The organism is Streptomyces sp. NPDC020898 (assembly GCF_044333925.1).
Lineage (GTDB): Bacteria > Actinomycetota > Actinomycetes > Streptomycetales > Streptomycetaceae > Streptomyces.
In genome coordinates this window covers 516,234-541,904 of the sequence record NZ_JBIRRV010000007.1, presented here as the reverse complement: position 1 = coordinate 541,904, position 25,671 = coordinate 516,234, and the positions used below count along the sequence as shown (strand labels likewise).

19 protein-coding genes are annotated in these 25,671 nt (G+C 68.3%); 12 read left to right on the top strand and 7 right to left on the bottom strand.

Going from position 1 to position 25,671, the window contains the following annotated elements; genetic code table 11:
- Positions 1-726: 726 nt before the first annotated feature.
- The 4 genes from ACH4TV_RS24770 to ACH4TV_RS24755 all read right to left on the bottom strand — a co-directional run bounded on the left by ACH4TV_RS24770 (position 727) and on the right by ACH4TV_RS24755 (position 4,839).
- Positions 727-1,749: a LacI family DNA-binding transcriptional regulator gene (locus ACH4TV_RS24770; RefSeq protein WP_398401580.1), complete on the bottom strand. Its 1,023-nt coding sequence runs from the start codon at positions 1,747-1,749 to the stop codon at positions 727-729.
- 76 nt (positions 1,750-1,825) lie between these two features.
- On the bottom strand, positions 1,826-2,662 hold the full coding sequence (locus ACH4TV_RS24765; protein ID WP_398401579.1) for an ATP-binding cassette domain-containing protein: 837 nt from the start codon (positions 2,660-2,662) through the stop codon (positions 1,826-1,828).
- Positions 2,659-3,672, bottom strand: a complete 1,014-nt coding sequence (locus tag ACH4TV_RS24760) for an ABC transporter permease (protein ID WP_398401578.1) — start codon at positions 3,670-3,672, stop codon at positions 2,659-2,661. The genes ACH4TV_RS24765 and ACH4TV_RS24760 overlap by 4 nt, the downstream gene beginning before the upstream one ends.
- A 144-nt stretch (positions 3,673-3,816) precedes the next feature.
- Positions 3,817-4,839, bottom strand: coding sequence for a sugar ABC transporter substrate-binding protein (locus ACH4TV_RS24755; RefSeq protein WP_398401577.1), 1,023 nt, complete (start codon positions 4,837-4,839; stop codon positions 3,817-3,819).
- Positions 4,840-5,085: 246 nt separating this feature from the next.
- Here ACH4TV_RS24755 and ACH4TV_RS24750 point away from each other — a divergent pair, with 246 nt between their 5' ends.
- The 3 genes from ACH4TV_RS24750 (at position 5,086) to ACH4TV_RS24740 (ending at position 6,983) form a co-directional block, all read left to right on the top strand.
- Complete coding sequence (locus tag ACH4TV_RS24750; protein WP_398401576.1) at positions 5,086-6,072, top strand: carbohydrate kinase; 987 nt, start codon at positions 5,086-5,088, stop codon at positions 6,070-6,072.
- 15 nt (positions 6,073-6,087) lie between these two features.
- A complete protein-coding gene (locus ACH4TV_RS24745) occupies positions 6,088-6,390 on the top strand; it encodes a putative quinol monooxygenase (protein WP_398401574.1) in 303 nt (100 codons plus the stop codon).
- Positions 6,391-6,491: 101 nt separating this feature from the next.
- Positions 6,492-6,983 (top strand): nucleotidyltransferase domain-containing protein, encoded by a 492-nt coding sequence (locus ACH4TV_RS24740; protein WP_398401645.1) that lies wholly within the window; start codon positions 6,492-6,494, stop codon positions 6,981-6,983.
- Between the two features lie 108 nt (positions 6,984-7,091).
- On the opposite strand, the gene ACH4TV_RS24735 is transcribed toward ACH4TV_RS24740, so the two are convergent.
- Entirely contained in the window at positions 7,092-9,650 is a 2,559-nt protein-coding gene (locus tag ACH4TV_RS24735; RefSeq protein WP_398401572.1) for a GH32 C-terminal domain-containing protein, read from the bottom strand.
- A gap of 542 nt (positions 9,651-10,192) precedes the next feature.
- Between ACH4TV_RS24735 and ACH4TV_RS24730 the strand changes: the two genes are divergently transcribed.
- From ACH4TV_RS24730 to ACH4TV_RS24695, 8 genes are all read left to right on the top strand, one after another.
- On the top strand, positions 10,193-11,200 hold the full coding sequence (locus ACH4TV_RS24730; protein WP_398401570.1) for a LacI family DNA-binding transcriptional regulator: 1,008 nt from the start codon (positions 10,193-10,195) through the stop codon (positions 11,198-11,200).
- A gap of 402 nt (positions 11,201-11,602) precedes the next feature.
- Complete coding sequence (locus tag ACH4TV_RS24725; RefSeq protein WP_398401568.1) at positions 11,603-12,901, top strand: extracellular solute-binding protein; 1,299 nt, start codon at positions 11,603-11,605, stop codon at positions 12,899-12,901.
- Between the two features lie 43 nt (positions 12,902-12,944).
- Entirely contained in the window at positions 12,945-13,922 is a 978-nt protein-coding gene (locus ACH4TV_RS24720; RefSeq protein ID WP_398401566.1) for a carbohydrate ABC transporter permease, read from the top strand.
- A gap of 6 nt (positions 13,923-13,928) precedes the next feature.
- Positions 13,929-14,816: a carbohydrate ABC transporter permease gene (locus ACH4TV_RS24715; protein ID WP_398401564.1), complete on the top strand. Its 888-nt coding sequence runs from the start codon at positions 13,929-13,931 to the stop codon at positions 14,814-14,816.
- Positions 14,817-15,063: 247 nt separating this feature from the next.
- A complete protein-coding gene (locus ACH4TV_RS24710) occupies positions 15,064-17,280 on the top strand; it encodes a glycoside hydrolase family 3 N-terminal domain-containing protein (protein WP_398401643.1) in 2,217 nt (738 codons plus the stop codon).
- Positions 17,281-17,421: 141 nt separating this feature from the next.
- Entirely contained in the window at positions 17,422-18,894 is a 1,473-nt protein-coding gene (locus tag ACH4TV_RS24705) for a glycoside hydrolase family 32 protein (protein ID WP_398401562.1), read from the top strand.
- A 91-nt stretch (positions 18,895-18,985) separates the two neighbouring features.
- Positions 18,986-21,922, top strand: a complete 2,937-nt coding sequence (locus ACH4TV_RS24700) for a discoidin domain-containing protein (RefSeq protein ID WP_398401560.1) — start codon at positions 18,986-18,988, stop codon at positions 21,920-21,922.
- Positions 21,923-22,456: 534 nt separating this feature from the next.
- Positions 22,457-22,837, top strand: coding sequence for a hypothetical protein (locus tag ACH4TV_RS24695; protein ID WP_398401558.1), 381 nt, complete (start codon positions 22,457-22,459; stop codon positions 22,835-22,837).
- A 456-nt stretch (positions 22,838-23,293) separates the two neighbouring features.
- Here the strand turns inward: ACH4TV_RS24695 and ACH4TV_RS24690 are convergent, their stop codons facing one another.
- Complete coding sequence (locus ACH4TV_RS24690) at positions 23,294-23,887, bottom strand: hypothetical protein (RefSeq protein ID WP_398401556.1); 594 nt, start codon at positions 23,885-23,887, stop codon at positions 23,294-23,296.
- Positions 23,888-24,358: 471 nt separating this feature from the next.
- A complete protein-coding gene (locus ACH4TV_RS24685; protein ID WP_398401554.1) occupies positions 24,359-24,790 on the bottom strand; it encodes a DUF3105 domain-containing protein in 432 nt (143 codons plus the stop codon).
- A 657-nt stretch (positions 24,791-25,447) separates the two neighbouring features.
- Here ACH4TV_RS24685 and ACH4TV_RS24680 point away from each other — a divergent pair.
- The gene (locus ACH4TV_RS24680) at positions 25,448-25,657 is read left to right on the top strand and encodes a hypothetical protein (protein WP_398401552.1); all 210 of its coding nucleotides are present in this window, start codon (positions 25,448-25,450) and stop codon (positions 25,655-25,657) included.
- Positions 25,658-25,671 lie beyond the last annotated feature (14 nt).

Sequence of the window (25,671 nt, the reverse complement as noted above, 5' to 3'; positions counted from 1 at the left end):
TGCTCCAGGATGGAAGCCGCCAACTCGGGCCTGCCTGAGATGTGAGGGGGATCGGCACTGTCCGACATGCGTTCCCCGACGCCGGAAACGCTACGCATTTACCCTCGGTGCCCCATAGCCTTGGGCACCCTTAGACGGCCCCTAGCTGAACCCCATAGGGGTGGGGCCCCGGCCTGAATAGGGGTTTTCGTAACGCAGGTTTCACGCGGGAGGAGGCTGGAGGGTGATGTGGCTGGTCCAGCTCGCCGCGTCCGCCGATGTGACGGTGCGTACGCACCTCTGATCCCCCAGGCGCCGAGCGTTCACCGCGGTCCGCCGAGGCGAGGACGGGCCATCACGGACCTGCTGAATACGCTGGCGGACAAGGGGCTCGGTCGGCCCCGGACGGGGCCGGCGTGATCGCCACTCCGGAGGAGAGCGCCCCGGCCGGGGCCCGAGTCCGGGCGCCGGACGACGAGTCGGTCGTGTCCTGGGCCCAGTGGCTCGGCCACCCGGGCCCCGGGTGCACGCTACGGAAGAACGCGCACCTCCTGCCCCGCGCCGGTGCGCGCCTCCGGTCAGATGTCCCGGAAGAGACCAGCAGGCCGCGTGACCTGCTGTGTCGAGCGGTGGTGGGTCGTTGGCCCGGGCATATGGTCTTTCGGTGACGCTCGTTCTGATGGAGCGTCAGGCGGGTTGCGTCGCTGGCCAGACCCTGAGATTCGTCGTCCGACGGGGCCATGCCGCTTACGGCTTGGGCGCGGATTGCTCCCCCGAGCCTCGGACGATCAGCCGGGTGGGAACGGTGATGGTGCGGGCCCGGGAGCGGTCGCCGTCGAGCCGGGCCAGGGCAGTGGCCGCGGCGCTGCGGCCGATTTCCTCGGGGTCCTGGGCGACGACGGTCAGGGCCGGTTCCAGTGCCTCGGCGAGTGATACGTCGTCGAAGGCGACGACGGCTACGTCCTTGCGCTTGCTGCGGGCGAGTTCGGCGACGATGCCGAGCGCCATGATGTTGTTGCCGGCGAACAGGGCCGTGGGGGGATCGGCCAGTTCGAGGAGCTGGTAGGTCGCGGCCTCGGCGCCTGGCTGGTCGTGTGCGCTGGCGGCCAGGGAGCGATCGTGGGGGATGTCGGCTTCTTGCAGGGCCGCGCGGTATCCGGCGAGGCGTTCGCGGCGGGTGTACAGCTTGACGGGCAGGTCACCGATGAATCCGATGCGGCGGTGCCCGTGGGCGATCAGGTGGGCGACGCCGTCTTGGGCCCCCGCGCGGTTGGAGCTGACGATGCTGTCCGTGGCGAGGCCGACTCCGGGGCGGTCGAGGAAGATCACGGGCAGTCCCGCCGTACGGTGGGACTTGAGGTGGGAGTGGTCGGCGCCGACGGACGGAACGACGATCAGGATGCTGACGCGGCGGGCGAGGAACTTGTCCGTCAGGGCGCGTTCTCGCTCGGGGGCGTCCGCGGAGGAGCCCATGAGGAGGGTCAGTCCGCGTTCGCGGACGGTGTCCTCGATGGCGCGGGCCACGGCTCCGAAGAAGGGGTTGGCGAGGTCGGGAATGACCAGGCCGATGGTGGTGTCCGGGCCGCCGACGCGGATGTTGCGGGCCATGAGGTTCGGCTGGAAGCCGAGCTTGGCCACTGCGGCGAGTACCTGTTCCCTGGTCTGCGCGGAGGCGGGTCCGTCCTCGTTGAGGACTCGGGAGACCGTCTTGGCGCTGACGCCGACTTCTCGGGCGACGTCGGCAAGGGTTGGGCGGCGGTTCGCTGCCATGGAGGAAACCGTCTCCTGAGGGCTCTCGGTTCCGGCCGCGGCCTCGGCCGGGAACTGCGAGCGCGGTGTTGTGCTGTCAGGTGGCCTGGACTCCGGCGGCCTTCGCGGCCTCCGCGTCCGCTACGACAGTATCTCCGGCCTCGTCGACCGTGAGCGCGCCGGTCATGATGGCGACGACCTCGGCCATGGAGTAGTCGGAGGGCTTGATCACGGCGGCGCGCCGGCCGAGGCGGTGCACGTGGATCCGGTCGGCGATCTCGAAGACGTGGGGCATGTTGTGGCTGATCAGAACGACCGGCATGCCCTTGTCCCGGACGCGGCGGATGAGGTCGAGAACCTGGCCCGACTCCTTGACGCCGAGGGCGGCGGTGGGTTCGTCCATGACGACGACGCTGCTGGCCCAGGCGACGGAACGGGCGACCGCGACGGCCTGCCGTTGTCCGCCGGAGAGTGTCTCCACCGACTGCGTCAGGGAACGCAGGCCGATCTTCAGGTCGGCCATGTGCTCGGCCGCCTCCTGACGCATGCGCTTCTTGTCGAGCATGCGGAAGACACTGCCGAGGACGCCGGAGCGGCGCAGCTCCCGCCCGAGGAACATGTTCGAGGCGATGTCCATGGAGGCGGCCACGGCGAGGTCCTGATACACGGTCTCGATGCCGTGGGCGCGGGCGCTCTGGGGACCGGCGAAGGTGATGGGTTCGCCGTTCAGGCGTATCTCGCCCGCGTCCGGGGTCACCGCGCCGGTGAGGGCCTTGATCAGGCTGGTCTTGCCGGCGCCGTTGTCGCCGATGACGGCGAGGACCTCGCCGGGCAGCAGGTCGAAGTCGGCGCCGTCGATGGCGGTGACCTGGCCGTACCGCTTGACCAGACCACGGGCCTGCAGCACGGGCGTGGGGGAGGAGGTGGCGGTCATCGGGCCTTCTTCCGGGAGAGCTGGTCGACGGTCACCGCGAGGATCACCAGGACTCCGGTGATCAGGGTCTGGTAGATGGAGGCGACGCCCATCAGCTGCAGGCCGTTGCGGAAGACGCCGACGATGAGGACGCCGATGAACGTGCCAAGGACCGAACCGCGTCCGCCGAAGAGGCTGGTGCCGCCGAGGACCACGGCGGTGATGCTGTCGAGGTTGTCGGTCTGTCCGGCCTGGGGGTCGCCGACTCCGGTGCGGGAGATGAGCAGCACGGCGGCGATGCCGTACAGCACGCCGGCCGCGGTGTAGACGCCGATGGTCAGCCGGGAGGTGCGGATGCCGTTCAGCCGCGCGGCTTCCGGGCTGTTGCCCAGGGCGTAGACATGCTTGCCCCAGCCGGTGTTGCTCAGCGCGTAGGCGAGGAGGAGGAACAGGGCGATGGTGACCAGCGAGCCGTACGTGATGTCGGTGTTGCCGAGCGGGAAGGTCTGCCCGAGGGCCGTCAGCGGGCCGGGCAGGTTGGTGACGGTCTGCTCCTCGGAGTAGATGTGGGTCAGCGCGAACGCCACGTTGAGCATGCCGAGGGTGACGATGAACGGCGGCAGCGGGATCTTCTGCACCAACGCCCCGTTGAGCAGGCCGAAGCCGCCGCAGACGACCAGGCCCAGAGCGATGGCGGCGAGCGGGGGCAGAGAGCCCTCTGCGGCCATCTTCGCGATCACGATGCTGCCGAACGCCATCACCGCACCGCACGACAGGTCGATGCCCGCGGTGAGGATGATCAGCGTCTGGCCGATGGCGAGTGTGCCGACGACCATGACCTGCTGCACGATCAGCGAGAAGTTGCCGCCGGTCAGGAACTGTTCGGTCGAGACGGAGAAGAAGACACAGGCCAGGAGGAGGGCGACCAGCGGGCCGGTGGTCGGTTGCGTGAGCAGTCTGCGGACCGTGGTCGGTCCTTTGAGGTCGGCGTACGGCGTGGACGTGGAGGGTGGCGTGGACGTGGCAGTCATGCGAGGTCCTTGTCGGAAGACTCAAGTCCTTGTCGGTCCTTGTCGGACGGCAAGAGGACGAGGGGGCGGCCGTCCCCGGTCGGGGAGGAGGGGCCGGCCGCCCCGCTGAGGGGTTTCGAACGGCGGCAGTTGGGCGTCGGCGGCTCAGCCCCAGCAGTTCTCCAGGCCGTAGGCGGTGTCCTTGGAGGTGACCCCGTCCTGCGCCTTGTCGGTGATCAGGGTGACGCCGGTGTCGGTGTAACCGGACGCCTTCTTGCCGTCCTTGGCGTACGTCGCGACGGCCTTGACGCCCTCGGCGGCCATCTTCAGGGGGTACTGCTGCGAGGTCGCGGCGATCTTGCCGTCCTTGACGGCCTGGGTGCCGGTGCAGCCGCCGTCGACGGAGACGATCAGGACGTCCTTTTCCCGGCCCTTGGCCTTGAGCGCGGTGTACGCGCCCAGCGCAGCCGGCTCGTTGATGGTGTAGACGACGTTGATGTCGGGAGACTTCTGCAGGCAGTTCTCCATCGCGGTCTGGCCCTTGGCCTGGTCGCCGCCGGTGTCCTGGGAGCAGACGATGGAGGAGTCGCCCTCCTCGACGCCGAAGCCCTTCAGGAAGCCGTCGTGGCGCTGGATGCCGACGGAGACGCCGGGCGCGAGGTCAAGGGTGGCTATCTTCGCCGACTTGCCCTGCATGGCGGCCTTGGCGTACTCGCCGATCAGCTCGCCCGCCTTGACGTTGTCGGTGGCGAAGAGTGCGTCGACCGCGCTTTCCGGCTCGGTCGGGGTGTCCAGGGCGATGACCAGAACACCCTTGGCCTTGGCCTTCTCGAGGGCCGGCACGATCGCCTTGGAGTCGCTCGGCGTGATCAGGATGCCCTTCACGCCGGCGGCGACCATGTTCTCGACAGCGGTGACCTGACCGGCGTTGTCACCGTCGAACTTGCCTGCGGCGGTGGACAGTTCGACACCGTTCTCCTTGGCGGCCTTCTCCGCGCCCTCCTTCATCTTCACGAAGAACGGGTTGGTGTCGGTCTTGGTGATCAGGCCGACCTTGACGCTGCCCGAGCCGGAGCTCGCGGTGCCCGATTCGGATCCGGATCCACAGGCGGTCAGGGCGAGGGCTGCGACACCCGTGCAGGCAGCGGCTCTGAGCAAGGAGGAGGGCAGACGAGAGATGCGTGACATGAACGACTCCTGCGGGATTGCGGGCGAGCGGCCGGCATCGAGGCATGCCGTCCCGAAGTGTCATCGTTGACTTATGTCATCGTTGACACTGCTTGGCCAGGATGATGGACTCCGCCTCCAGGCAACGTCAATGCCTTGCACCCGTCACAAATCGGCAACGCCCGCAGCCGTCGCCCGCCCGAAGCCATTCAGCGACTGCCCGCGACGTGCCCGTTCTGCCAGCGCGTTCCAAGAAAAGAGCAGCCCATGACCCCGCCTCAGATCACCGTCCTGGGAGAGTGCGTCGCCGACGGGTTCACCGAACCCGCAGGTACCCGGAACGAACTCGCCCTGCGGGTGCTGCCGGGCGGCGGACCCGCCAACACGGCGGTGGCCCTGGCCCGCCTGGGAACCCCGGCCCGCTTCCTCGCGCGGTTGTCCGGCGATGTGTTCGGCCGTCTCTTCCGCGCCCACCTCACGGCATCGGACGTGGACCTGTCGCACGCCGTCGAGGCCGCCGAGCCCAGCACGCTGGCCGTGGCGGCGCTGGACCCCCAGGGCCAGGCCACGTTCTCCTTCCATGCGCAGGCCACCGCCGACTGGCAGTGGACGAGCGCGGAACTGGCCGGGGTGGACCTCGCCGACACCGCCTGCGTACACACCGGATCGCTGGCCCTGGTCAAGGAACCCGGGGCGGCGGTGGTGGAGGACTTCCTGGCAGTGGCCGCCCCCAGGGCCACCATCAGCATCGACCCCAACGTCCGCCCGCTCCTGGTGCACCCCGAGGTCTACCGCGCCCGGCTGGCGCACTGGTGCGGTCTCGCGGATGTGCTGCGGCTGAGCGAGGACGACCTCGATCTCCTCCTGCCCGGAACCCCGCCCGAGCAGGCGTGCGACACCTGGCATGCGGCGGGGGCGCGGCTCGTCGTGATCACGCGCGGCGCCGACGGCGCCCTGGCCTCACTCGACGGGGAACGGGTGCAGGTCCCCGCAGTGGCGACGCAGGTCGTCGACACAGTCGGTGCGGGGGACTCGTTCACCGCCGGACTGCTGCACGACCTCGGCACCCGCGGACTCCTCGGCGGCCGGCTGACCGACCTGCGTATCGGCGATGTCGAGGCCGCCTGCCTGTTCGCCACGCAGGTCGCGGCCCTGACCTGCTCGGTCGTCGGCCCCAACCCGCCGTGGGAGAGCCAGTTGGCAAGGTTCGCGACGGAAAAGACCATCGCCCAGCACCTCGACTCCACTCACTGACAAGGACACGAAACCATGACGAAAACCCTGCTCGCCGAGTTCACCGCCCGAGAGGGAGCGGAGGACGAAGTCGCCCGCCTGATCCGGGACTACGCCCTGAAGGTGCACGCAGAGGAAGGCAACCTGGCCTTCGACGTCTACACCAAGGCGGCCACCCCACGCGCCTACTGGATCTTCGAGGTCTACCGGGACGAGGACGCCTTCCAGACGCACCTGAACGCCCCGTACGGCGGTCCGTTCAACGCCGCCCTCACCCCGCTGATCGAGGAGGACGCCTCCGTCCTGACGTTCCTCGACCCGCTGGCCACGCATCCGTGACGAGCGTTGAACACCGGCGGCGACGCGGAGCTGGAGCGCGGGGAGATCGACTGCAAATCCACTCGCCCGCCCACGTGATCACCGCTAGCGTGCGTGAGGTGATGAAGGCCGACGATGTGTTGTCCATCCTCGCCGTGCTGCGGAACGCGGACGTCGACATCTGGATCGGCGGTGGCTGGGGCATCGACGCCCTGGTCGGCGAGCAAACCCGCCAGCACCGTGACCTGGACCTGATGCACCGCAAGAACCAGGAAGCGGCCGTTGTGGCGGCTCTCGCGGACGCCGGGTTCGTCGAGACCCTCGACTGGCGCCCCGTGCGGTTCGTCGTCACCGACCCTCACGACCGGGAGATCGATCTTCACCCTCTGATCTTTGCCGGGGACGGATCCGCCGTGCAGGCGTCACCCGACCCCGAACATCCGTTCACCTATCCCGGCTCGTGCTTCGTCACGGGCACCATCCTCGGGGCGACCGTCCCGTGCCTGTCGCCCGAGCAGCAGGTCTACTTCCACCAGGGCTATGAACCTGCTGATCACGACCGTCGCGACATGGCCCAGCTCCGGCAGACCTTCGGGATCACCACCCACTTCTGAGCAGTTCTCCAAGGGCACTCCCGTCGAGTCACACCAGTGTCAGCCGTGCGCCGAGAGCCGCGCGCCGGAAGCCGCTCCTGGCCGGCCGGCGCGCGGACCTGCGGCGCGTCACCGCCAGATGGACTTCAGCTGCCACGCCCGCATGTGGTCGAGGGCAGCGGTGCCGCCCTCGGCGAAGACCTCGACGCCGGTGCTGGAGGGGTCGGGGAAGATCTGGTCGGTGATCACTGCCTCGCCGTTGCCGCCGAAGACCTCGACGGAGGACCAGTCGACGAGGATACGCAGCGTGACCTTGCCGTTCTCGGGCTTCAGGGGTGCGGTCCGGACGCCGGGGAAGGTGCTGTTGAAGTCGACGGCGCCGGAGCGGGTGCGGTCGACGTACAGCTCCTGGGTGGTGGTGTCGTAGCCGATGACGGTCTCCTCGCCGCCTGCGCCGGTGCGCACCTTCAGGCCGAAGCGGTCGGCGTCCTTGAGGGAGAAGGTCGCCTCGATATCGAGTGCCTTGCCCGTGGCCGCGCGGCTGATCAGCGGCTTGGAGGTGCTCTTGACGGTGACGCCTGACGCCGTCGCCGGGTGCTGCTGCCGGAGGGACTCCAGGCTGCCCACCGGCTTGCTGGTCAGCCGGATCCGGCCGTTGATCGTGCGCAGGGCCATTTCCCGGGGAACGCTCTGCGCGCTGCGCCAGGGGGAGGTGGGGATGGATTGGCCGTAGTCCCAGTTGTTCATCCAGCCGATCATGTAGCGCTTGCCGCCCGGTGCGTTCTCCCAGGACACCGCCGCGTAGTAGTCCTTGCCGTAGTCGGTCCAGTCGGCGCGCTGTACGACGGACTGGGCGGGCTTGTCGGCGGCGGTGAACTGGTCGGCCATGACGTGGCCCCAGCCGGCGGTGTTCATGTCGAGGATCTGGATCTGCGCCTTCTTGCCGGCGTACGGGCGCAGGTCGAAGGACGCCCGGTCCAGGCTCTCGCTGTCGGCGCCGGTCGCGCTGCGGACGACCTTGCCGTCGACGAGCAGGTTGACGGAGGTCTCCTGGGAGACGCGCTGGGCCTGGGTGTCGGACAACATGATGTGGTCGACGTTGAGGTGGCCCCAGCCGCCGCTGTTGTTGTCGACGATTCTGATCTGCGCCTTCTTGCCGGCGAGGTCGCCGACGTCCCACGAGGCCCAGTTGAGTGCCTCGCCGTCCTTTCCGGTGGAGCTGCGGACGACCTGGCCGTCCACGAGGAGCTCGACGGCGGTGGGGTTGTCGGAGTCGGCCGGGTGGTTGCCGCCGCCGATGAGGAAGTTGATGTGCTTCTTGTCGAGGGTGAACTCGGGCGAGGTGAGGGTGCCGGTACTGGCGTCGCCGTTCAGGAAGGTGTTGGCCAGCCCGTCTCCCAGGAAGCCGGAGACCTGTCCCTGGTCGGGGAGGGTCCCGGTGGCCGGTGCCGAGCCGAAGGCGTCCCCGGTTGCCGTCCAGTCGCCGTAGGTGCCGCCTTCGAAGTCGGCGAGGACCGTGCCCTCGGGCGGAGTCCTGTCCATGACGGTTCCGGCCTCGTGCGGATGCCGCCCGCCACCGACCTTGAAGTTCAGGTAGGGGCTGTCCACGGTGAATTCGGGTGAGGTGAGGGTCCCGGTGGCGCCGTCACCGCCGTGGAAGCTGTTGGCGAGGCCCTTGCCGTCGAAGCCGGTGACCGGCCCCTGCCAGTCCACCGCACCGGTTGCCGGTCCCTGACCGAACGCGGTGCCGGTGGTCGTCCAGGAACCGAAATCGGTGCCCTCGAAGTCCTGGACCACCGTGCCGGTGGGCGGGGTGTAGGTGCCCTTGTCGTCGGCGGTGAACTTCTTGCCGTCGAAGTCACCGATGAAGTACTGCGAGCCCGAACCGCCCGCGATACCACCGGGGTTGATGTTGACGACCAGGACCCACTTGATCTTCTTCTTGTCCCCGTCGACCGCGAGGGGGAACAGGTCGGGGCACTCCCACACGCCGCCCGTCGCCCCGGTCGGCCCGAACTCGCTCTGCAGCTTCCAGTCCTTGAGGTTCTTGGACGAGTAGAACTGCACCTTGTGCTCGGCGGACAGCGACACCGTCATCAGCCAGCTCTTGGTCGGCGCGTACCACTGGACCTTGGGGTCGCGGAAGTTGTCGGAGCCGATGTCGATGACGGGATTGCCCTGGTACTTGGTCCAGGTGCGGCCGCGGTCGGTGCTGTAGGCGAGCGACTGGGCCTGCTTGCCGCCGTCCTTGTAGGCGCTGGTGTAGATCGCCACCATGGGCGGGTTCTTCTTCGTACCGAACCCGGTGGTGTTGTTCCAGTCGACGACCGCACTGCCGGAGAACACCATCTCCTCGTCGTCGTGCGACAGGGCGAGCGGCAACTCCTCCCAGTGCACGAGGTCCCGGCTCACCGCATGCCCCCAGGACATGTCACCCCAGGAGTTGCCGTTCGGGTTGTACTGGTAGAAGAGGTGATACTCGCCCTTGTAGTACACGAGGCCGTTGGGGTCGTTCATCCAGTTCTTCTGCGGAGTGAAGTGGAACTGGGGCCGGTAGGTCTCGGAGTACGGCGGGGTGTCGGCAGCCACGGCCTGGGGGGCGAGCGGCGCTGCGGACAGGGCGCAGACGGTCGCCACCGCCGCCATCATCCGTATGCGGGCATGCCGGGATACGCGTGCAGAGCTCATGGTGTCTCCTAGTCCCGCAGCTCGTCGGCGCAGCACTGACTGCGGCCCCGGCGCGGACGGACCGAAAAGTGACATCCCAGCGGCGTCGACGTCCACGCAGCCGACTGGGGTGTCATCGACGACGAATGTCATCGATGACAGCGAGTGCCCGATTATGAAGGGCGATCCGGTCAGTGCGTCAACGGTGCGGGCGCGATTGCTCCGGGACGGGTCTGCGGTCCATCGGGCGTCGTCGGCGGCCGGCAGCCGCGCCAACGAGCTCGGCCATGACGGGTTGGAGTCGGCAACCGCGCAGGTCAGAGCGGTGGCTTGGGTGGCGACCGGCAGGCTTCCGCGGCCTCGTGCGAGACCGAGACCGGCTGCGTTAACGAGTTGTTTCCGGGGTGTTGACCGGTGAGGCCTCTCGATGCTTCACTTCCGGAACCGGTACCGAAACCGGTTCCGGAACTGCTTCCGGTACCGGTTGCACGGGTCTCTGTACGATCGTCCCTTCGGTGCGGGAGGGAAGTCTTCCGCCTCTGTAGGAAGGGAGGGGAGGTGACATGGGAGTCACTATCGCCGACGTGGCCACGCGGGCCGGCGTCAGCAAGACGACGGTCTCGCGGGTGCTGAACGGCAAGGGCGAGATCCACGAGAACACCGTCGTGAAGGTCCGCGAGGCGATCTCGGAGCTCGGCTATGTGCCGAGCGCCGGGGCAGTGGGGCTGGCACGCGGCACGACACAGATGATCGGCATGCTGGTCCCTGACCTGGCCTGGGTCTGGGCCGGCATCGTGCAGGCGGTCGTCGAGACGCTGGAGGCCGAGGGCTTCGGGCTGCGGATGCTGACCGTGAACGGCGGTGAGGAGTCACTGCGCAGGCTGGGCGTGCAGGTCGCCGCCAAGTCGTTCGACGGTCTGCTGGTGATAGAGCCCGAGGGGGCCCTGGCGGCCATCACGGAACTGCACGAGGCCGGACTGCCGGTGGTGCTGATAGACGACCGCTTCCAGCGGCCGGGATTCCCCTATGTGGCCACCACCAACCGGGAGGGCGGTGAGCAGGCGGCGCGCCACCTGCTGGACCTCGGTCGCCGTCGCCCTCTGGTGGTGACCGGTCCTGATGAGTACGGCTGCACTCAGGAAAGGTTGGGCGGCTTCGTCGACGTCTATGCGCAGGCCGGGATCGAGCTCGAACCGCGCAGCATCATCTGCGGCGACTTCTTGTTCGACAGCAGCCGGAGCGCGGTGGCACAAGCTCTCGCGGACGGCGTGGAGTTCGACGCGGTCTTCGGGCACAACGACCCCTCGGCGGCCGGCGTGCTCGCGGCCCTGCACGAGGCCGGCCTCAAGATTCCGCGGGATGTCGCCGTGGTGGGGTTCGACGACGTAGAGGTGGCGTCGTACACCTATCCGGCCTTGACCACCATCCGCCAGCCGATGCGGGAGATGGGTGAGGCAGCGGCGCGTCTGCTGCTCGACCACGTGCGCAGATCGCCCGAGGCCGCCCCCTCGCGCATCATTCCCACCAGCCTCGTGATCCGCGGTTCGACGTTAGAGCCGAGCTCGAACTGACGCGACGTCATCACGATGCGTACGTGATGGCGCCTCGCGGTCGGGCGGTGTGTCGCTGGTAAGTGACGCACCGCCCCTGTCTCCCCGAAACCCCGGCGGACCTCTTCGGCCTCGTCTTCCTCGCACCCCGTAGCGGCTGCGCCCGCGTTCACGCGGCACCGCCCACCAGCACCTTTTCCGTTCGCGCGTTCCCGATCCGGGACACCGAACGGCGCGCCTGGCCCACCCCGCCCGGCCCCTACCCACTCCGCGTCGGATGCGCCGGCCGCGCCCTGCGGCTGCCCGCCGACGCCGCTGTCACCGCAGACGGTCCCCACCCGTGCGCCGGCCCATCCGGACGTCCGCCCGCTCTCACCCTTAGCCCCCCCGCGCCTGTTTCGCCCAACGGCAAGGAGCCGCATCATGCGTATCACCACCCGTCACGCTGTCAGAACCGTCCAGACCCTGTGTGTCACCGTCACGGCCGCCCTGGTGGCCACCGGCTGCGGCCGGAGCGAGGATTCCGGCCCCGGCAAGGACGCACCCGCCGAGATAGCCGCGGGCAAGGCCAAGGGGACCGTGGTCATGTGGTCCATGGGCGACCCCGACGAGGACCTGAAGGAGCTGGCCAAGAAGTTCGAGCAGGAGAACCCGGACGCGACCGTCAAGATCACAGCGATCCCGTGGAGCGCCGCCCACGACAAACTGACCACCGCGGTCGCCGGCGGCAACACCCCGGACATGTCCATGATCGGGAGCACCTGGATGGCCGAGATGGCCGCCATGAACGCCTTCCAGGCCACCCCGACGTCGATCAAGTCGTCGGACTTCTACCCCGGCCAGTGGGACACCACCAAGTACAAGGACACCTCCTACGGCGTCCCGTTCATCGCCGACACCCAAGCGATCTACTACCGGACCGACCTCACCACGAAGGCCGGCATCAAGGGCGCCCTGGCCGGCGACCGGGCCGGATACCTGAAGGACCTGGAGGCCATCCAGGCCACCGCCGGCAAGGAGAACCCCAAGCTGCGCCACGCCAGCGGGCTGGTGATGGGCTTCAACTCCTGGATCTTCTGGGTGCCGATGGTGTGGCAGCAGGGCGGTGACATCTACGACGCCAAGACCGGGAAGTTCACCTTCGACTCGCCCGAGGTCGCCAAGGCGCTGGAGGACTGGGCGAGCGTCCCGAAGCAGGGCCTGGCGCCGACCGACAGGTCGGACAACGTCCAGGGCTTCCGGGACGGGCTGATCGCCGTCTACCAGGAGGGTGCGTGGGCCGGCGGCACCTTCCACAAGGACGCCCCGGAGCTGGACGGCAAGTGGAAGACCATGCCGGTGCCGTACACCGAGCAGCCCGCCGGGTTCGCCGGCGGCAGCGACCTGGCGGTGTTCAAGGAGGCCAAGAACCCCGACGCGGCATGGAAGTTCGCCCAGTTCCTGACCGAGCCTGCCAATCTCGCGGCCTATTCCAAGGCCACCGGCAGCCTGCCCCCCGCGCCCCAGGCGTGGACGGACGGCAAGCTGACCGAGGACGAGAACATGAAGGCGTTCGCCGAGCAGCTCGAGGTCAGCAAGGCGCCGCCGGCCATCACCACCTGGCAGCAGATCGCCGACACCATCGACTCCGAACTGGAAAAGCTGGCCCTGGGCAAGGTCACCGTCGCCGAGGTGCAGAAGACGCTGCAGTCCAAGGCCACCAGCATCGGCACCGGCCGATGAGCGCCGCCGCGATGAGCACCCCTCGTAGGGAGGGATGACATCCATGTCCACGAATACGCTCCCCGGGCGGGGCGACACCGGCAAGCAGAACACCGGGGGGCCGGAGCGGAGTGCCGATCGCCGGCGCCTCACGCTCCGGAGCCCGGCGCACGGCAGGCAGGCCCGGGCCGCCTGGCTCCTCGCCGGTCCCTTCCTCGCGCTGTTCGCGGCCTTCATGCTGCTGCCGGTGGTGTGGTCGCTGCTGATGAGTTTGACCGACACTCAGAGCGCCGATCTGCGCACCCCTTTGAACGTGTCGTTCGTCGGCTTCGACAACTACGTGCGGCTCTTCCAGGACGATCAGTTCTTCACGGCCCTGCGCAACACCGCCGTGTTCGTCCTGGTGGCCCTGCCCCTCACCCTGGCCGCCGGGCTCGCCGCGGCGGTCGCCCTCGACCGGGGCATCCGCCGCTTCCGGGCCGTCTTCCGGGTCGGCTTCTACCTCCCGGTGATCACCAGCATCGTGGCCGTCGCGGTGGTGTGGAAGACGCTCCTCGAACCCCGCGCGGGACTGGTGAACCTCGTCCTGGGCTGGTTCGGGATCGACGGCCCGGCCTGGCTTGCGGACACCCGCTTCGCACTGCCCGTCATGATCCTGATGGCCGTATGGCGCAACCTGGGCACCGTCATGATCATCATGCTGGCCGGGCTGCAGTCCGTGCCCCTGTCCCTGATGGAGGCGGCAGAACTCGACGGTGCCGGGCCCTGGCAGCGGTTCTGGCGTGTCACCTTCCCGCTCCTGCGTCCCGCCCTGCTGCTCACCGCCGTCACGACCGGCATCGGCTACCTGCAGTTCTTCGACGAACCGTTCGTCATGACCGACGGCGGACCGCTGGACTCCACCCTGTCGGCCACGTTGTACGCCTACAAACAGTTCGGCAACGGCAATTACGAGATGGCGTCGGCCGCCAGCTACGTCATCTTCGTCCTCATCGTGGCGCTGACCGTGCTGCAGTTCCGCGTGCTGCGAGACAAGGACTGACGACCCATGAGCACCCTCTCCACTCTCCCCACGGCACAACCGGGCACGGACCGCATCCTCAAGCGTCGCCGCATCCGCCGGACCTGGGGCCAGCCCTGGCTGTATCTGCCGCTCGCGGGCGCCCTGCTGCTGATGATCGCGCCGTTCCTGTGGATGCTGTCCGGGTCCTTCAAACCCGAGGCCGACATCCGCAGCGTCCCGCCCGTCCTGCTCCCCACGGCGCCCACGACCGCCAACTACGGTGAGCTGTTCAGCACGCTCGACTTCACGAGCATGTTCGCCAACTCCGTGATCGTGGCGCTGGCCGTCACCGCCGGGAACCTGATCTTCTGCTCGATGCTCGGATACGCCCTGGCCAAGCTGGAGTTCCGCGGAAAGCGCGCCGTGTTCCTGCTGGTCATGGGGACGCTCATGATCCCCGGCCTGGTCACCTTCGTACCGCTGTACGTGCTGGTGTCCAACATGCAGCTGACCGGGTCCATGCTCGGGCTGATCCTGCCGTTCCTGGCCGGCCCCTTCGGGGTGTTCCTGATGCGGCAGTTCATCTCCACCCTGCCCGACGAGCTGATCGACGCCGCCCGCGTCGACGGCTGCCGCGAACTGGCCATCTTCGGGAGGATCATCCTGCCGCTGACCAAGCCGGCCCTCGCCACCCTCGGGATCATCACCTTCCTCGGCTCCTGGAACAACTTCCTGTGGCCCCTGGTCGTGGCCCAGAACGAGAGCCAGTACACCCTCCCCGTCGGCCTCGCCCTGGCCAGCAGCGGACAGGACTTCACCCGCTTCGGCATCCTGCTCGCCGGTGCCGTGATCGTCCTGCTGCCGGTGATGATCGTCTTCCTCATCTTCCAGCGCCAGTTCATCGCCGGCATCGCCACCACCGGCCTGAAGTGACACCCCGGTTCCCACCCCGCCGCCCCCTGCCGTGCTGGTCCCGCCCGGGGCGGCGGACAGACGGCGCGCGAGCCCCGCCGCGCAGGGCGGCAGCGTGCGCGCGACGAGGCACTCGCGTCGCCCATCAACTCTCTGATCTGTGACGACTCATCTCTTGGAGAACACCGTGGGACAGCCGGTCCACTCTGCCTTGTACCTGGATCCGGAAGCGGCCGTGGAATCGAGAACCGAGGACTTGCTGTCCCGGATGACCCTGCCGGAGAAGGTCGGGCAGCTGCTGATGCTCGACGCACAACACGGGGACCTGGTGGACATCCTGTCGGCCAAGCTGGCCGGGTCCGTTCTGCATGTGACTCCCGAACGGATGCCCGAGGCCATGAAAATGGCCCAGCGGACACGGCTCGGCATTCCGCTGCTGACAGCCGACGACGCCATCCACGGTCACTCGTTCTGGCCCGGCGCGACCATCTTCCCGACCCAGCTGGCCATGGCCTGCACCTGGGACCCCGCTCTGCTCCACCGGGTGGCCCGCGCGTCCGCGACCGAAATCGCGACGACCGGAATCCACGGGACGTTCTCCCCGGTGCTGTGCATCACCCGGGACCTGCGCTGGGGCCGGATCAACGAGACGTTCGGCGAGGACCCCTTCCTGATCGGCGAACTCGGCGCGGCGATGGTGCGCGGCTACCAGGGCGAGGGACTCAGCGACCCGACGGCCGTGCTGGCGTACGCCAAGCACTTCGCGGGCTACTCCGAAACCCTGGGCGGGCGCGACGCGAGCGAAGCCGATCTCAGCCCGCGCAAGCTGCGCTCGTGGTTCCTGCCCCCGTTCGAGCAGGCCGTTCGGGCCGGCTGCCGCGGCTTCATGCTCGGGTACCAGTCGATCGACGGCGTGCCCATCACCGCGAATCAGTGGCTGATCAACGATGTGCTCAAGGGCGAGTGGGGCTTCACCGGGACGCTGGTGACCGACTGGGACAACGTCGGCCGGATGGTCTACGACCAGCGGACCTGCGCCGACTACGCCGAGGCGGCGGCGGTCGCCGTCAACTCCGGGAACGACCTCATCATGGCCACGCCGCAGTTCTTCGAGGGCGCGCAGGAGGCGGTCGCCCGCGGCTTGGTCGACGAGAAACAGATCGATGACGCGGTACGGCGGGTTCTGCGGCTGAAGTTCGAGCTCGGGCTCTTCGAGGACCCCCGCGCCCCCGACCCCGAGCGGCAGGCACAGGTGATCGGCTGCCGCACCCACGCCGACCTCAACCTCGAGACCGCCCGGCGCTCCCTGGTGCTGCTGCGCAACGAGGGGATCCTGCCCCTCGAAGGCGGGCTGACCTCGGACGGAACGGGCCGCGCCGCGAGCCAGGGCGCACCGCGGACGATCGCGGTCATCGGCCCCAACGCCGACAGCCCGGAAGCCATGCTCGGCGACTGGGCGGGCGCCACCGGGCAGGTCCCGTGGATGCCCGAAGGCCATCCCCGCGAGACGGTGGAGACGGTGCTCGACGGCCTTCGCGCCGTCGCACCCGCCGACTGGACCGTCACGCACGCCCGCGGAGCCGACATAGCAAGTCCCACCCATGCCCCCGAGTGGTCCACCGGGCCGGACGGCCAGCCACTGCCGCCCGTTTTCACCCCCGCCCCGGTCGACCAGGCACAGCTTCGAGAGGCCACCGCCGCCGCGCAGGCTGCCGACTACGCCGTCGTGGTCGTGGGAGACACCATCGCCCTCACCGGCGAGGTGCGCTCGACGGCCACGCTCGACCTCCAAGGAGGCCAGCTCGCCTTGCTGGACGCGGTCGCCGCCACCGGCACACCCGTGATCGTCGTACTCGCCCAGTCCAAGCCGAGCACGCTCCCGGAGTCGGCACTGAACGCGGCAGCCCTCATCGAGGCGTTCAACCCGGGCATGCGCGGTGGCCGCGCCATCGCCGAACTCCTCCTCGGACTCATCGAACCCAGCGGCCGGCTCCCGGTCTCGTTCGCACGCCACGTCGGTCAGCAACCGGTCTTCTACAACCAGGTGCGCGGCCAGCACGGCAACCGCTACGCGGACCTCACCCAAGACCCCCTGTTCGCGTTCGGCGAGGGCCTCACCTACACCACCGTCACCTACTCCGACCTCGTCGTGCACGACCCGGACGTCCCTGCCGACGGCACCGTCGACGCGACGGTACGACTGACCAACAGCGGAAGCCGTCCGGCCCTGGAAACCGTCCAGGCGTACATCAGCGACCTGACCACCAGCGTCACCTGGGCCGAGCAGGAGCTGAAGGGTTTCACCCAGGTCGAGATCCCTCCCGGCGAAAGCCTGGACGCCACCATCAACATCCCGGCCACTCACTGCTCACTCGTCACCGCGGACAACCGCCGAGTGGTCGAACCGGGTGAGTTCATGCTCCGCGTCGGCCCCAGCTCACGGCGGGAGCAGCAACTGAGCGCGGGATTCCGCATCGGGACCTGAACCCCGTATCCGGACCTGAACCCCGTATCCGGACCTGTAGCCCGCATACGGGCTCGAAGACCCCCGCCCCGTCGGCCTGCCGCCCCGCCAAATCGAGGGCCGGCGGGGCGGGTTCCATCGGAAACACCGAAAGGCACGCGTGTGTCCACCACACCCCGCGATCCGCACCGCCCCGTGGCGCACCTGCGGCCGCCCCGCAACTGGATCAACGACCCCAACGGGCTGGTCTTCCACGACGGCCACTACCACGTCTTCTACCAGTACAACCCGCACGGAGCGATCCACGCGAACATGCACTGGGGCCACTTCCGCAGCCCCGACCTGCTGACCTGGGAGCCACTGCCGATCGCCCTGTCCCCGACCCTCGACGGCGTGGACGCCGACGGCTGCTTCTCCGGCAACGCCGTCTCCGACGGCGACCGGCTGGTCGCCTTCTACTCCGCGCACCGCGAGGACCGCTCGTTCCAGCACCAGCCGGTCACCTGCGCCGTCTCCCACGACGGCGGCAACAGCTTCCGCCCGCGCGGCGAACTGCTCATCCCCGAGCTGCCCGAGGGCTGCACCATGTACCGCGACCCGTACGTCTGGCAGGACGGCGACGGCTGGCGGATGCTGGTCGGCGCCGCCCTCACGGACGGCCGCGCCGCCGCCCTTCTCTACGACTCACCCGACCTGGAGAACTGGACCTACCGGGGGCCCTTCGCAGCCCGCCGTCCGGAGCCCGTCGGCGGCACCGAGGAGCTCACCGGCGATGGCTGGGAATGCCCCCAATACCTCCCGGCAGCCGACGGACCCGGCGCCCTCCTCTTCAGCACCTGGACCGAACCCACCGGTCCGCTGAGGGTCGCGGCCCTGATCGGCGAAGAGCACGACGGCCACTTCGAGGCCGGCCCAGCGGTACCCGCCGACCACGGCCCCGACTGCTACGCGCCCGCCCTGCAGCGCGCACCGGGCAACCGGTGGCTGTTGTGGGGCTGGTCATGGGAAGCCCGCGACGAAGCCTGGGCCGTCGCGGACGGATGGGCCGGCGTCCTCACCCTGCCCCGCGAGATCCACGTCGACGACGACGGCACCCTGCGCCAGCAGCCCGCCACCGAACTGCTCGCCCTGCGCGGCGAACACATCATCCACGCCACAGGAGCGACGCACGGCCCGCAGCCGGTGGACCTCGGCAACGTGGGCCGAGCCTTCGACCTGACGGCCCGTCTGGAGCCGACCGGAAACGCCGGTCTGCGGCTGCTCACCACCCCGGCAGGCTCCGAGTACCTCGACATCCGCCTTGATGCCGACGCGGGCGAACTGGTCGTCGACCGTGACCACGCCTCACTGGACCCCCGGGCCCGCGGCGGCTCCTACCGGATGCCCTGCCCCTCTGGTCAGCCGGTCGAGCTGCGCGTGGTCGTCGACCACTCCATCGCCGAAATCTTCCTGACCACCACCGGCCAGGTCCTCAGCCTGCGCTTCTACCCCACAGGGCAAGGCCCGTGGCGACTTGAGGCCCGCAGCGCACCGGGTACGCGCCTCGGCTTCGCGGTCGACGCGTGGGAGCTGCACCCGCTTGTGATCAAGGAGCCGAGCACCGGCACCGCAGCGTCGGCGCCGACGTCGCCGTAGAACCGACTCCAACCGGTAGATCCCCACCTCGGCAATGCGTCCCACCCCCTCTCCCAAGTAGTGACCAAGCAGGTCCGAAGGAGGATCTTCCATGAGCTCATACGGTCTCGGACGACGCCAGTTCCTGGCCACCGCCGTCGGTGTCGCCGCCGCCTGGACCTCGGTTTCCGGGAACGCCATCGCCGCCCCGCAGCTGAAGCAGGCCGCACGTGGCAATTCCGTCCGTGTGTGGCTGACGGACGTATCGGCCGACCAGTGGGTCGCCGGCCAGGACGATGTGCTGTTCAAGGCGAAGAGAACGGCCAATCCGCTCACGATCAAGATCGACGACAGCGTCAAGTACCAAAAGGTCCAAGGCTTCGGCGCCGCCATGACCGACTCCTCCGCCTGGCTCATCGACAAGCTGTCCACTGCCGAGCGGACCAAGCTGATGAACAAGCTGTTCGATCCCTTGAAGGGAATCGGCCTCAGCCTGCTCCGCTCCCCGATGGGCGCCACGGATTTCAACGCGTCCGGGAACTACTCCTACAACGACATGCCCGCCGGCCAATCGGACCCGACGCTGTCCGACTTCTCCATCCAGCACGACGTGCCGTACATCATTCCGGCCTTGCGGCAGGCCCTCTCACTCAACCCGTCCATCAAGATCATGGCCAACCCGTGGAGCCCGCCAGGCTGGATGAAGACCTCCGACTCCATGATCGGAGGCACCCTCAAGAGCGAGTACACCTCCGCGCTCGCCACCTACTTCCTCAAGTTCATACAAGCCTGTGGCGAAGCCGGCGTGCCCATCTCCTACATTTCCCCGCAGAACGAACCCATGGGTACTCCCACCTGGCCCGGAATGTTCCTGTCCGCGTACCAGGAAGCCGAGTTGATCCAGGAGATCGGCAAGGCGTTCGAAGCCAACGGAATCTCCACGAAGATCCTGGCCTGGGACCACAACTGGGACGTGCCCTCGTACCCCGAGACGATCTTCAGCGACCCCGCAGCCTCCAAGTACACCGCGGGAACCGGGTGGCACATCTACAGCGGCAACCCGAACTACCAGACGCTGGTCCACAACGACTACCCGAGCAAGGAAACGTTCATCACGGAAGCCACCGGAGGCGTTTGGCAGGACAGCGACCAGACGGCGTTCAGCGAAGCACTGGGTACGTGGATCATCAACGGCACGCGCAACTGGGCGAACGGGGTGATGCTGTGGAACATCGCACTCGACCCCGATCGGGGCCCGCTCAACAGCGACACGGCCGGTATACCCATGCTTCGGGGCCTGCTCACGATCGACCCTGCCGACGGGCGGGTGACCTACAACGTGGACTACCACGCCCTCGCCCACGCCAGCAAGTTCGTCAAGCCCGGAGCACACCGGATCTACTCGAACACCTTCGGGGAAGGCAGCATAGAGAACGTCGCGTTCCAGAACCCGGACGGATCGAAGGTCCTGATCGCGCACAACTCGGGAAGCGCGGCGAAAACCTTCAGCGTCGCGGACGGGACACACTCGTTCGACTACACCCTCAACGCCGGCGACGCCGTCACCTTCACGTATGCCGGGCCTACGCGGAGCGGCCACACTCCCGCAGCGACCAAGGTCGCGGACCCGACACACGACTTCACGTTCACGTCGCCATCCGGTCCGGTCACCGTCACGTATGACCCGGCGCTGCTGCCCTACCAGAACTCGATCCGTACCGGAAACAAGCTGGTCACGTATTCCCTTCCGATCGGAGCTTCCGTCCAGACGACAGGAAGGGCACTGAGCCGCAGCAAGTGGACCGCCACGGCTTCGGCGCAGCCGGATTGGGGTGTGGCCGCGAACGCGATCGACGGCGACATCAACACCAGGTGGAGTCTGGGGCATGGGCCGACGAGCGGCGACTGGTTCCAGATCGATCTGGGGAGCCCTACGAGCTTCGACAAAATCGTCCTGGACACCGGCGTAAACAATTCGTTCGACTACGTCACCAAGTACCAGATATACGTGTCGAACGATGGCGTCGATTGGGGCAGCGCGATTGCGAGCGGCAGCGGAGGCATTGGCAAGACAGCCGTCACGTTGCCGACCCGGACGGCACAGTACATTCGCATCGTCAGTACTGCGGCCTCCGGTTTCTGGTGGGCCATCGGCGACATAGCGGTGTACGGGTCTGCGCGTGGAACCGGTTCGATCACAGCTCCGGCAGCGGTATCGAACGGCCTCCAGATGAAGACCTGGGCCGGCAAGGAAGGGGAGCAGGTCACCGCAGTATTCAACGGGACCACCGACAGTAAGAGTTTCAAGGTATCCGCCGATGGCTCGTATACCTATATGCTGCCGGGCGGCACCTCGGCGATGTTCACGACCAAGAAGCTGTCGACTTTCCCATCGCCGACGTTCAGCGATGTGAAGCCGGAACGGGGCATGCCGCGCTCCAAGTTCACGATCCGCGGTTCTGGCTTCGGCGATGCGCAGGGGCTGGGTACGGTGTATTTCGGATCGAGCTATGCCGAAATAGACACCTGGTCGGACACCAGCATCAGCGCCTACGTTCCGAAGGGACTTCCGGCGGGGAAGGTCACGGTTTCCGTGAAGGGAACCAGCGGAGCAGACGCAGGACGATCATCGTTCGACGTCATCGATCCAGGTGCTGCACTGCCCCGGACGACCTGGACCGCACAGGCTTCGGACGCAAGTCAGTGGGATGCGCCCGGAAACATGATCGATGGCAATTCCGACACTCGGTACAGCTCCGGAACAGGGCAGTACGACGGCCTCTGGATCCAAGTGGACATGGGGCAGACGCAGACCTTCGACAAGATTGTGCTGGATGTCGGCGGCAGTGTCAGCGACTATGCGCGCAGCGCAGACGTATACGTATCCACGGATGGAACCGACTGGACCAAGGTTTCTTCCGTAGCGGACGGCCAACGAGTCCACCTGATTTCCTTCCCGACGCAGACAGCTCGCTACATCAAGGTCGTCAACACCGGCAATGTTGCGCGTAGCTGGTGGTCAGTCGCAGAGTTCAACGTCTACACCTGACCCCGGCTTTCATGTAGGGCGACCGTTTGCCCCCGGCGCAGAGAGAGTGCCTCTTGTCGGCGGGAACAGGGAGTGCTGATGTCCTTGTTCCCGTGGACGAGGAACTTCCGGGTGCCCGTGGCGACTTCGAGCGCGCAGCGCGCCGAGTACGCGCATCGGCTACGCGATCGACATCCGCATTGCCAGACAGCAACAGGCCCACGACGGGTTCGCCGACCCCACCGCGGCCGTGGTCGACGAACCCCATCAGCGGGTGGTGCCAAAGGTCTTCCAAGCCGGTCTACTCCTTACGGGCTGCCCGCGATTGTTCCGCAGCCGGCCACCGGGGCCAGATCCTGAAGACCGACGTCACGCCAAGTCCCGATTGGCCAACAGCATCCCCCAGGGTGCGGCGCCGTTCACATGCCCACGAGATGCACAGCGTTCCCCTGGAGGGGAAACAGTCGGGACGGCAGCCGATCTGTCCGTCGCAGGCCCCGTCTGGGATGCTGAAGGCCAGGCTCGACAGGGGGACAGACGATGTATACCGAACCTATGGCGCGAGCCGTTGTGGAACCAGCAGTACTCGAGTTGATACGGCAATACCCCCGTGGCCGGCCGTTCTCCACGACGGTCACATTCGGCGGGGACGACTTCACCATGTGCGCCCACGTACGGGCGCAGTGGGCGGCACCCGGGCAGGTGAAGATCGCACTGGCCTGTTGGGTCGTCAACATGGACACCGCGCGCTACCTCGGTGACAACCCACCTGCCAGGGAGGAGATGCACCTGCCGCCGGAAGGCACAGGGGAGTGGGACGAGGAACTGACCAGCCGGGTGATCGGCCACCTCGCAGTTCGTATGAACGCTCTTGCGACCGCCCTGCCGACCACCGACGAACACCTCACCATCACCGTGCCTCTCGTCCTGACGTAGTCCGGTTGAAGGGTCCGCCGCACCATGCCCGGGCGGCGGCCTGGACCGCACGCAAGTGACCAGAGCCAGCGCGGTCGCTACCTGCATCGACGGCCTGGAGGCCGCGGTAGGCGAGTGCGGCGCTGAACCACGGCCGGTCCGGTGACCGACCGGAGTGTCCAGCGTCACGGCTGCCAACTGGCCTTCCAGCCCTGCCTGTTCGGGGATGAACGCCGACCGGAACGCACGGCCGCGCAGCCGCGACAGCAGCCACCACGCACCCGGCGCGCGGGTCGAGTCCGGTGTGCGGAGGGTGCCCTCATGCGGCCCGCGCGAGGAAGCCCAACCAGCCGCGAGCCGCGTGAGCCCCAGGAAGGGAAGCGGGCCATGAGGCCGGCCGGCTCCGGAAAGCCGCTCAGCGGGCCGGGGACGGACTGATCGGCTCCCACCGCCGCGGCGAGCGTCCCGCAGACCTGGTCAAGGGCCTGAAGGGGTCGGCTGGTCGCAGGCCGGAGCCTTGAAGGCGTCCTTCGCGTGCCGCGTCAGGTCGCAGACCGTACGCAGCGCGACTTTCCAGGTGCCGTCCTGGAGGACCGACGCCCCCGGGCCCCGGGTGTCGAGCTGTCGGTCCTCGCGCGTGAGGGTGTAGGCGACGTCGGCGTTCAGGTCCGAGGTGTACGACACCGAGGTCACCTCTGCGCGCAGCTTGCCGCCGAGCGGGTCGGTGAAGAGGTTGATGATCATCAGCTCGTTCCCGTCGCCGCTCTCGACGACTTCTCTCCTGTCCTTGGAGGAGGATGCCGGGTCGAAGAAGGTCCGCCAGGCTTCCCTGATCTCCTGCTCGGCCTGTTCCGGGTCCTCCGGTGCCGTACCGGCCGGGACGGGGGAGGAGGGCTCCGAGACCGACGGGGACGGTGACGTGTCGCTGGGCGTCGTCGCGGAGGAGGCAGGCGGACGGCTCGTCCCCGGCGCGTCCTTGCGGCCGCCGTCGCCTCCGTCGCAGGAGCTCGCGAGGACCAGAACGGCGGCTGCGGCCAGCGCGCGGGCCGCTCGTCGTGTCGTAGCGGGCATGGACCGTTACCTCCGGGTTGGGTCCTGTGTCTGGGTACCCGGTGCGAGCGGGTTTATCCGAGGCGGGCAGAGGAGACGGGGCAGAAGCAGGGCGCGACCCGAGGTGAGGACGGACACGATGCACAGGATGCCGGGCTGGGTAATTCGAGCGGTCGGGGCGCTCGCCGCCGTGGCGGTGCTGCTGTGGATGGCGACCTGGCTGGTGGAGAACTTCTAGCGGTCCCCTTCGCGGCGACGAAGCGGCGGCGAGCAGGACTCGCGCAGCACCGTCCGGGAGGCGCCCACCTCCATCTGACCGACAGCCTCTTCCGGGCCGGGCACAGCCGGTCTCGCCGGCGTCCGGCGGGCGCTACCGTGGCGTGGTCCGGACCGAGGGAGGCAAGGGGCCCGGCCTTGAGCTGAGCACCGGAGGGCCCGTCTTTTCCTGGCGTCGGGGCCGCACGCGGCACGGCCCCGCTCGCCCTTCCGGCCTTACCCGACTTGGCGCATGCGGGGGTCGGCTCGCCATTCCTCGGTGAATTCGCGCAGGGCTTCGAGGTCGAACTCGGTGCAGGTCAGCGTGAGGTAGGCGTGGACGGCCTTGAGGTCCGGCTTCTGGTCCGGGGCGGGGCCTCCGACCACCCGACCTGATTGCGGGTTGGTGACGTAGCTGCGCAGGGCGTCCAGATCGGCGGCGGGAAGCTGGGGCCGGTACTGGACGATGACGTATCCGTCGCCGATGACATGGCCGAACCCGGACTCCGGAGCGCGCTCGCCGGGTTCGGTGAAGTCCGTCGGGTGTCCGGTGTTGCCGGTGAACGATTCGGTACGGTCGCGGACCTGGCAGCTGCCCTCAGCCTCCGCCGTCTCGGATGTGTCGCCGAGGACGACCAGCGTTGCGGCGGCCACCACACCACAGGCCACCAGAGCAGCCTGCGCGACCCGGATCCCGCGCCCTTCGGGGCGCAGTCGCGGGGGGAGCCTGCGGACCCTGCACCACGCGACGACCGACTCGGCGGATCTCCTGGCCGGCACTGACGCTCGCGGCGGTCGTCCTGGCCGGGTGCGCCTACGCCGTCCTGCGCGACGGGGCACCTCGCTGGAGAGTGTTCGCACTGGCCGCCGTACAGGCCCTGTTGCCCGCGTACCTCGAATCGACCGGCACCGTGGTCCCGGCCACGACGCTGGACGGCCACCTGCGGTTGCCGTCGGCCTGGCACCACAACACGCTGGCCATGGCCGCGTTGAACCTCCTCGCGGGCCTCGCCCTGATCTGGTTCTTCCGCAGCGCCTCCCACCTGCCCGGGCGGCTGTCGCACGCCGTGGCACGGAACGGTGCGGGGCTGGTGGACGCGCCTGCGGTACGTCATCGCCGTGGCTCTGGGGCTCGTGGTCACGCTCCTGCCCCGGCCCGCGCGTCCGCCTCTGCCCGACGCGTCGCTCCCACGCCCGCACGCGCTCACGGTCCTGCTGCACCGCGCCCAGCCCTGCGCGCCGTAAACCGCACGACACTCCGCCGCACCAACACCCCACCCGCACGCCTGACTTCGGCGTGCCCTCACCGACACCGGAGTGTCCGCTGTGCCCGCAGTATTCCTTTTTCTCGCAGATGACCAGCCGTACGTGCCGCAACCACGCGACAACGGCCACGGCGTCGTCGAGTTCCTGACCTCGGCGCAAACCGTCCTTGGCCTGGTGGTGGCCCTGATCGCGCTGACGTTGCTGCTGTCGTCACTGTGGCCGGGGCGGCGCCGGGCCCGGGACGGGAAGGAGGGTGGGAAGAGGAGCTGAGCGCTCCGCTGCGG

Excerpts from the sequence above, each read along its gene's own strand:
- ACH4TV_RS24765 (WP_398401579.1), bottom strand. The coding sequence starts at position 2,662 with ATGACCGCCACCTCCTCCCCCACGCCCGTGCTGCAGGCCCGTGGTCTG.
- ACH4TV_RS24730 (WP_398401570.1), top strand. The coding sequence starts at position 10,193 with ATGGGAGTCACTATCGCCGACGTGGCCACGCGGGCCGGCGTCAGCAAG.
- ACH4TV_RS24715 (WP_398401564.1), top strand. The coding sequence starts at position 13,929 with ATGAGCACCCTCTCCACTCTCCCCACGGCACAACCGGGCACGGACCGC.
- ACH4TV_RS24740 (WP_398401645.1), top strand. The coding sequence starts at position 6,492 with ATGAAGGCCGACGATGTGTTGTCCATCCTCGCCGTGCTGCGGAACGCG.
- ACH4TV_RS24710 (WP_398401643.1), top strand. The coding sequence starts at position 15,064 with ATGACCCTGCCGGAGAAGGTCGGGCAGCTGCTGATGCTCGACGCACAA.
- ACH4TV_RS24720 (WP_398401566.1), top strand. The coding sequence starts at position 12,945 with ATGTCCACGAATACGCTCCCCGGGCGGGGCGACACCGGCAAGCAGAAC.
- ACH4TV_RS24760 (WP_398401578.1), bottom strand. The coding sequence starts at position 3,672 with ATGACTGCCACGTCCACGCCACCCTCCACGTCCACGCCGTACGCCGAC.
- ACH4TV_RS24735 (WP_398401572.1), bottom strand. The coding sequence starts at position 9,650 with ATGAGCTCTGCACGCGTATCCCGGCATGCCCGCATACGGATGATGGCG.
- ACH4TV_RS24750 (WP_398401576.1), top strand. The coding sequence starts at position 5,086 with ATGACCCCGCCTCAGATCACCGTCCTGGGAGAGTGCGTCGCCGACGGG.
- ACH4TV_RS24770 (WP_398401580.1), bottom strand. The coding sequence starts at position 1,749 with ATGGCAGCGAACCGCCGCCCAACCCTTGCCGACGTCGCCCGAGAAGTC.
- ACH4TV_RS24695 (WP_398401558.1), top strand. The coding sequence starts at position 22,457 with ATGGCGCGAGCCGTTGTGGAACCAGCAGTACTCGAGTTGATACGGCAA.
- ACH4TV_RS24690 (WP_398401556.1), bottom strand. The coding sequence starts at position 23,887 with ATGCCCGCTACGACACGACGAGCGGCCCGCGCGCTGGCCGCAGCCGCC.
- ACH4TV_RS24755 (WP_398401577.1), bottom strand. The coding sequence starts at position 4,839 with ATGTCACGCATCTCTCGTCTGCCCTCCTCCTTGCTCAGAGCCGCTGCC.
- ACH4TV_RS24745 (WP_398401574.1), top strand. The coding sequence starts at position 6,088 with ATGACGAAAACCCTGCTCGCCGAGTTCACCGCCCGAGAGGGAGCGGAG.
- ACH4TV_RS24725 (WP_398401568.1), top strand. The coding sequence starts at position 11,603 with ATGCGTATCACCACCCGTCACGCTGTCAGAACCGTCCAGACCCTGTGT.
- ACH4TV_RS24700 (WP_398401560.1), top strand. The coding sequence starts at position 18,986 with ATGAGCTCATACGGTCTCGGACGACGCCAGTTCCTGGCCACCGCCGTC.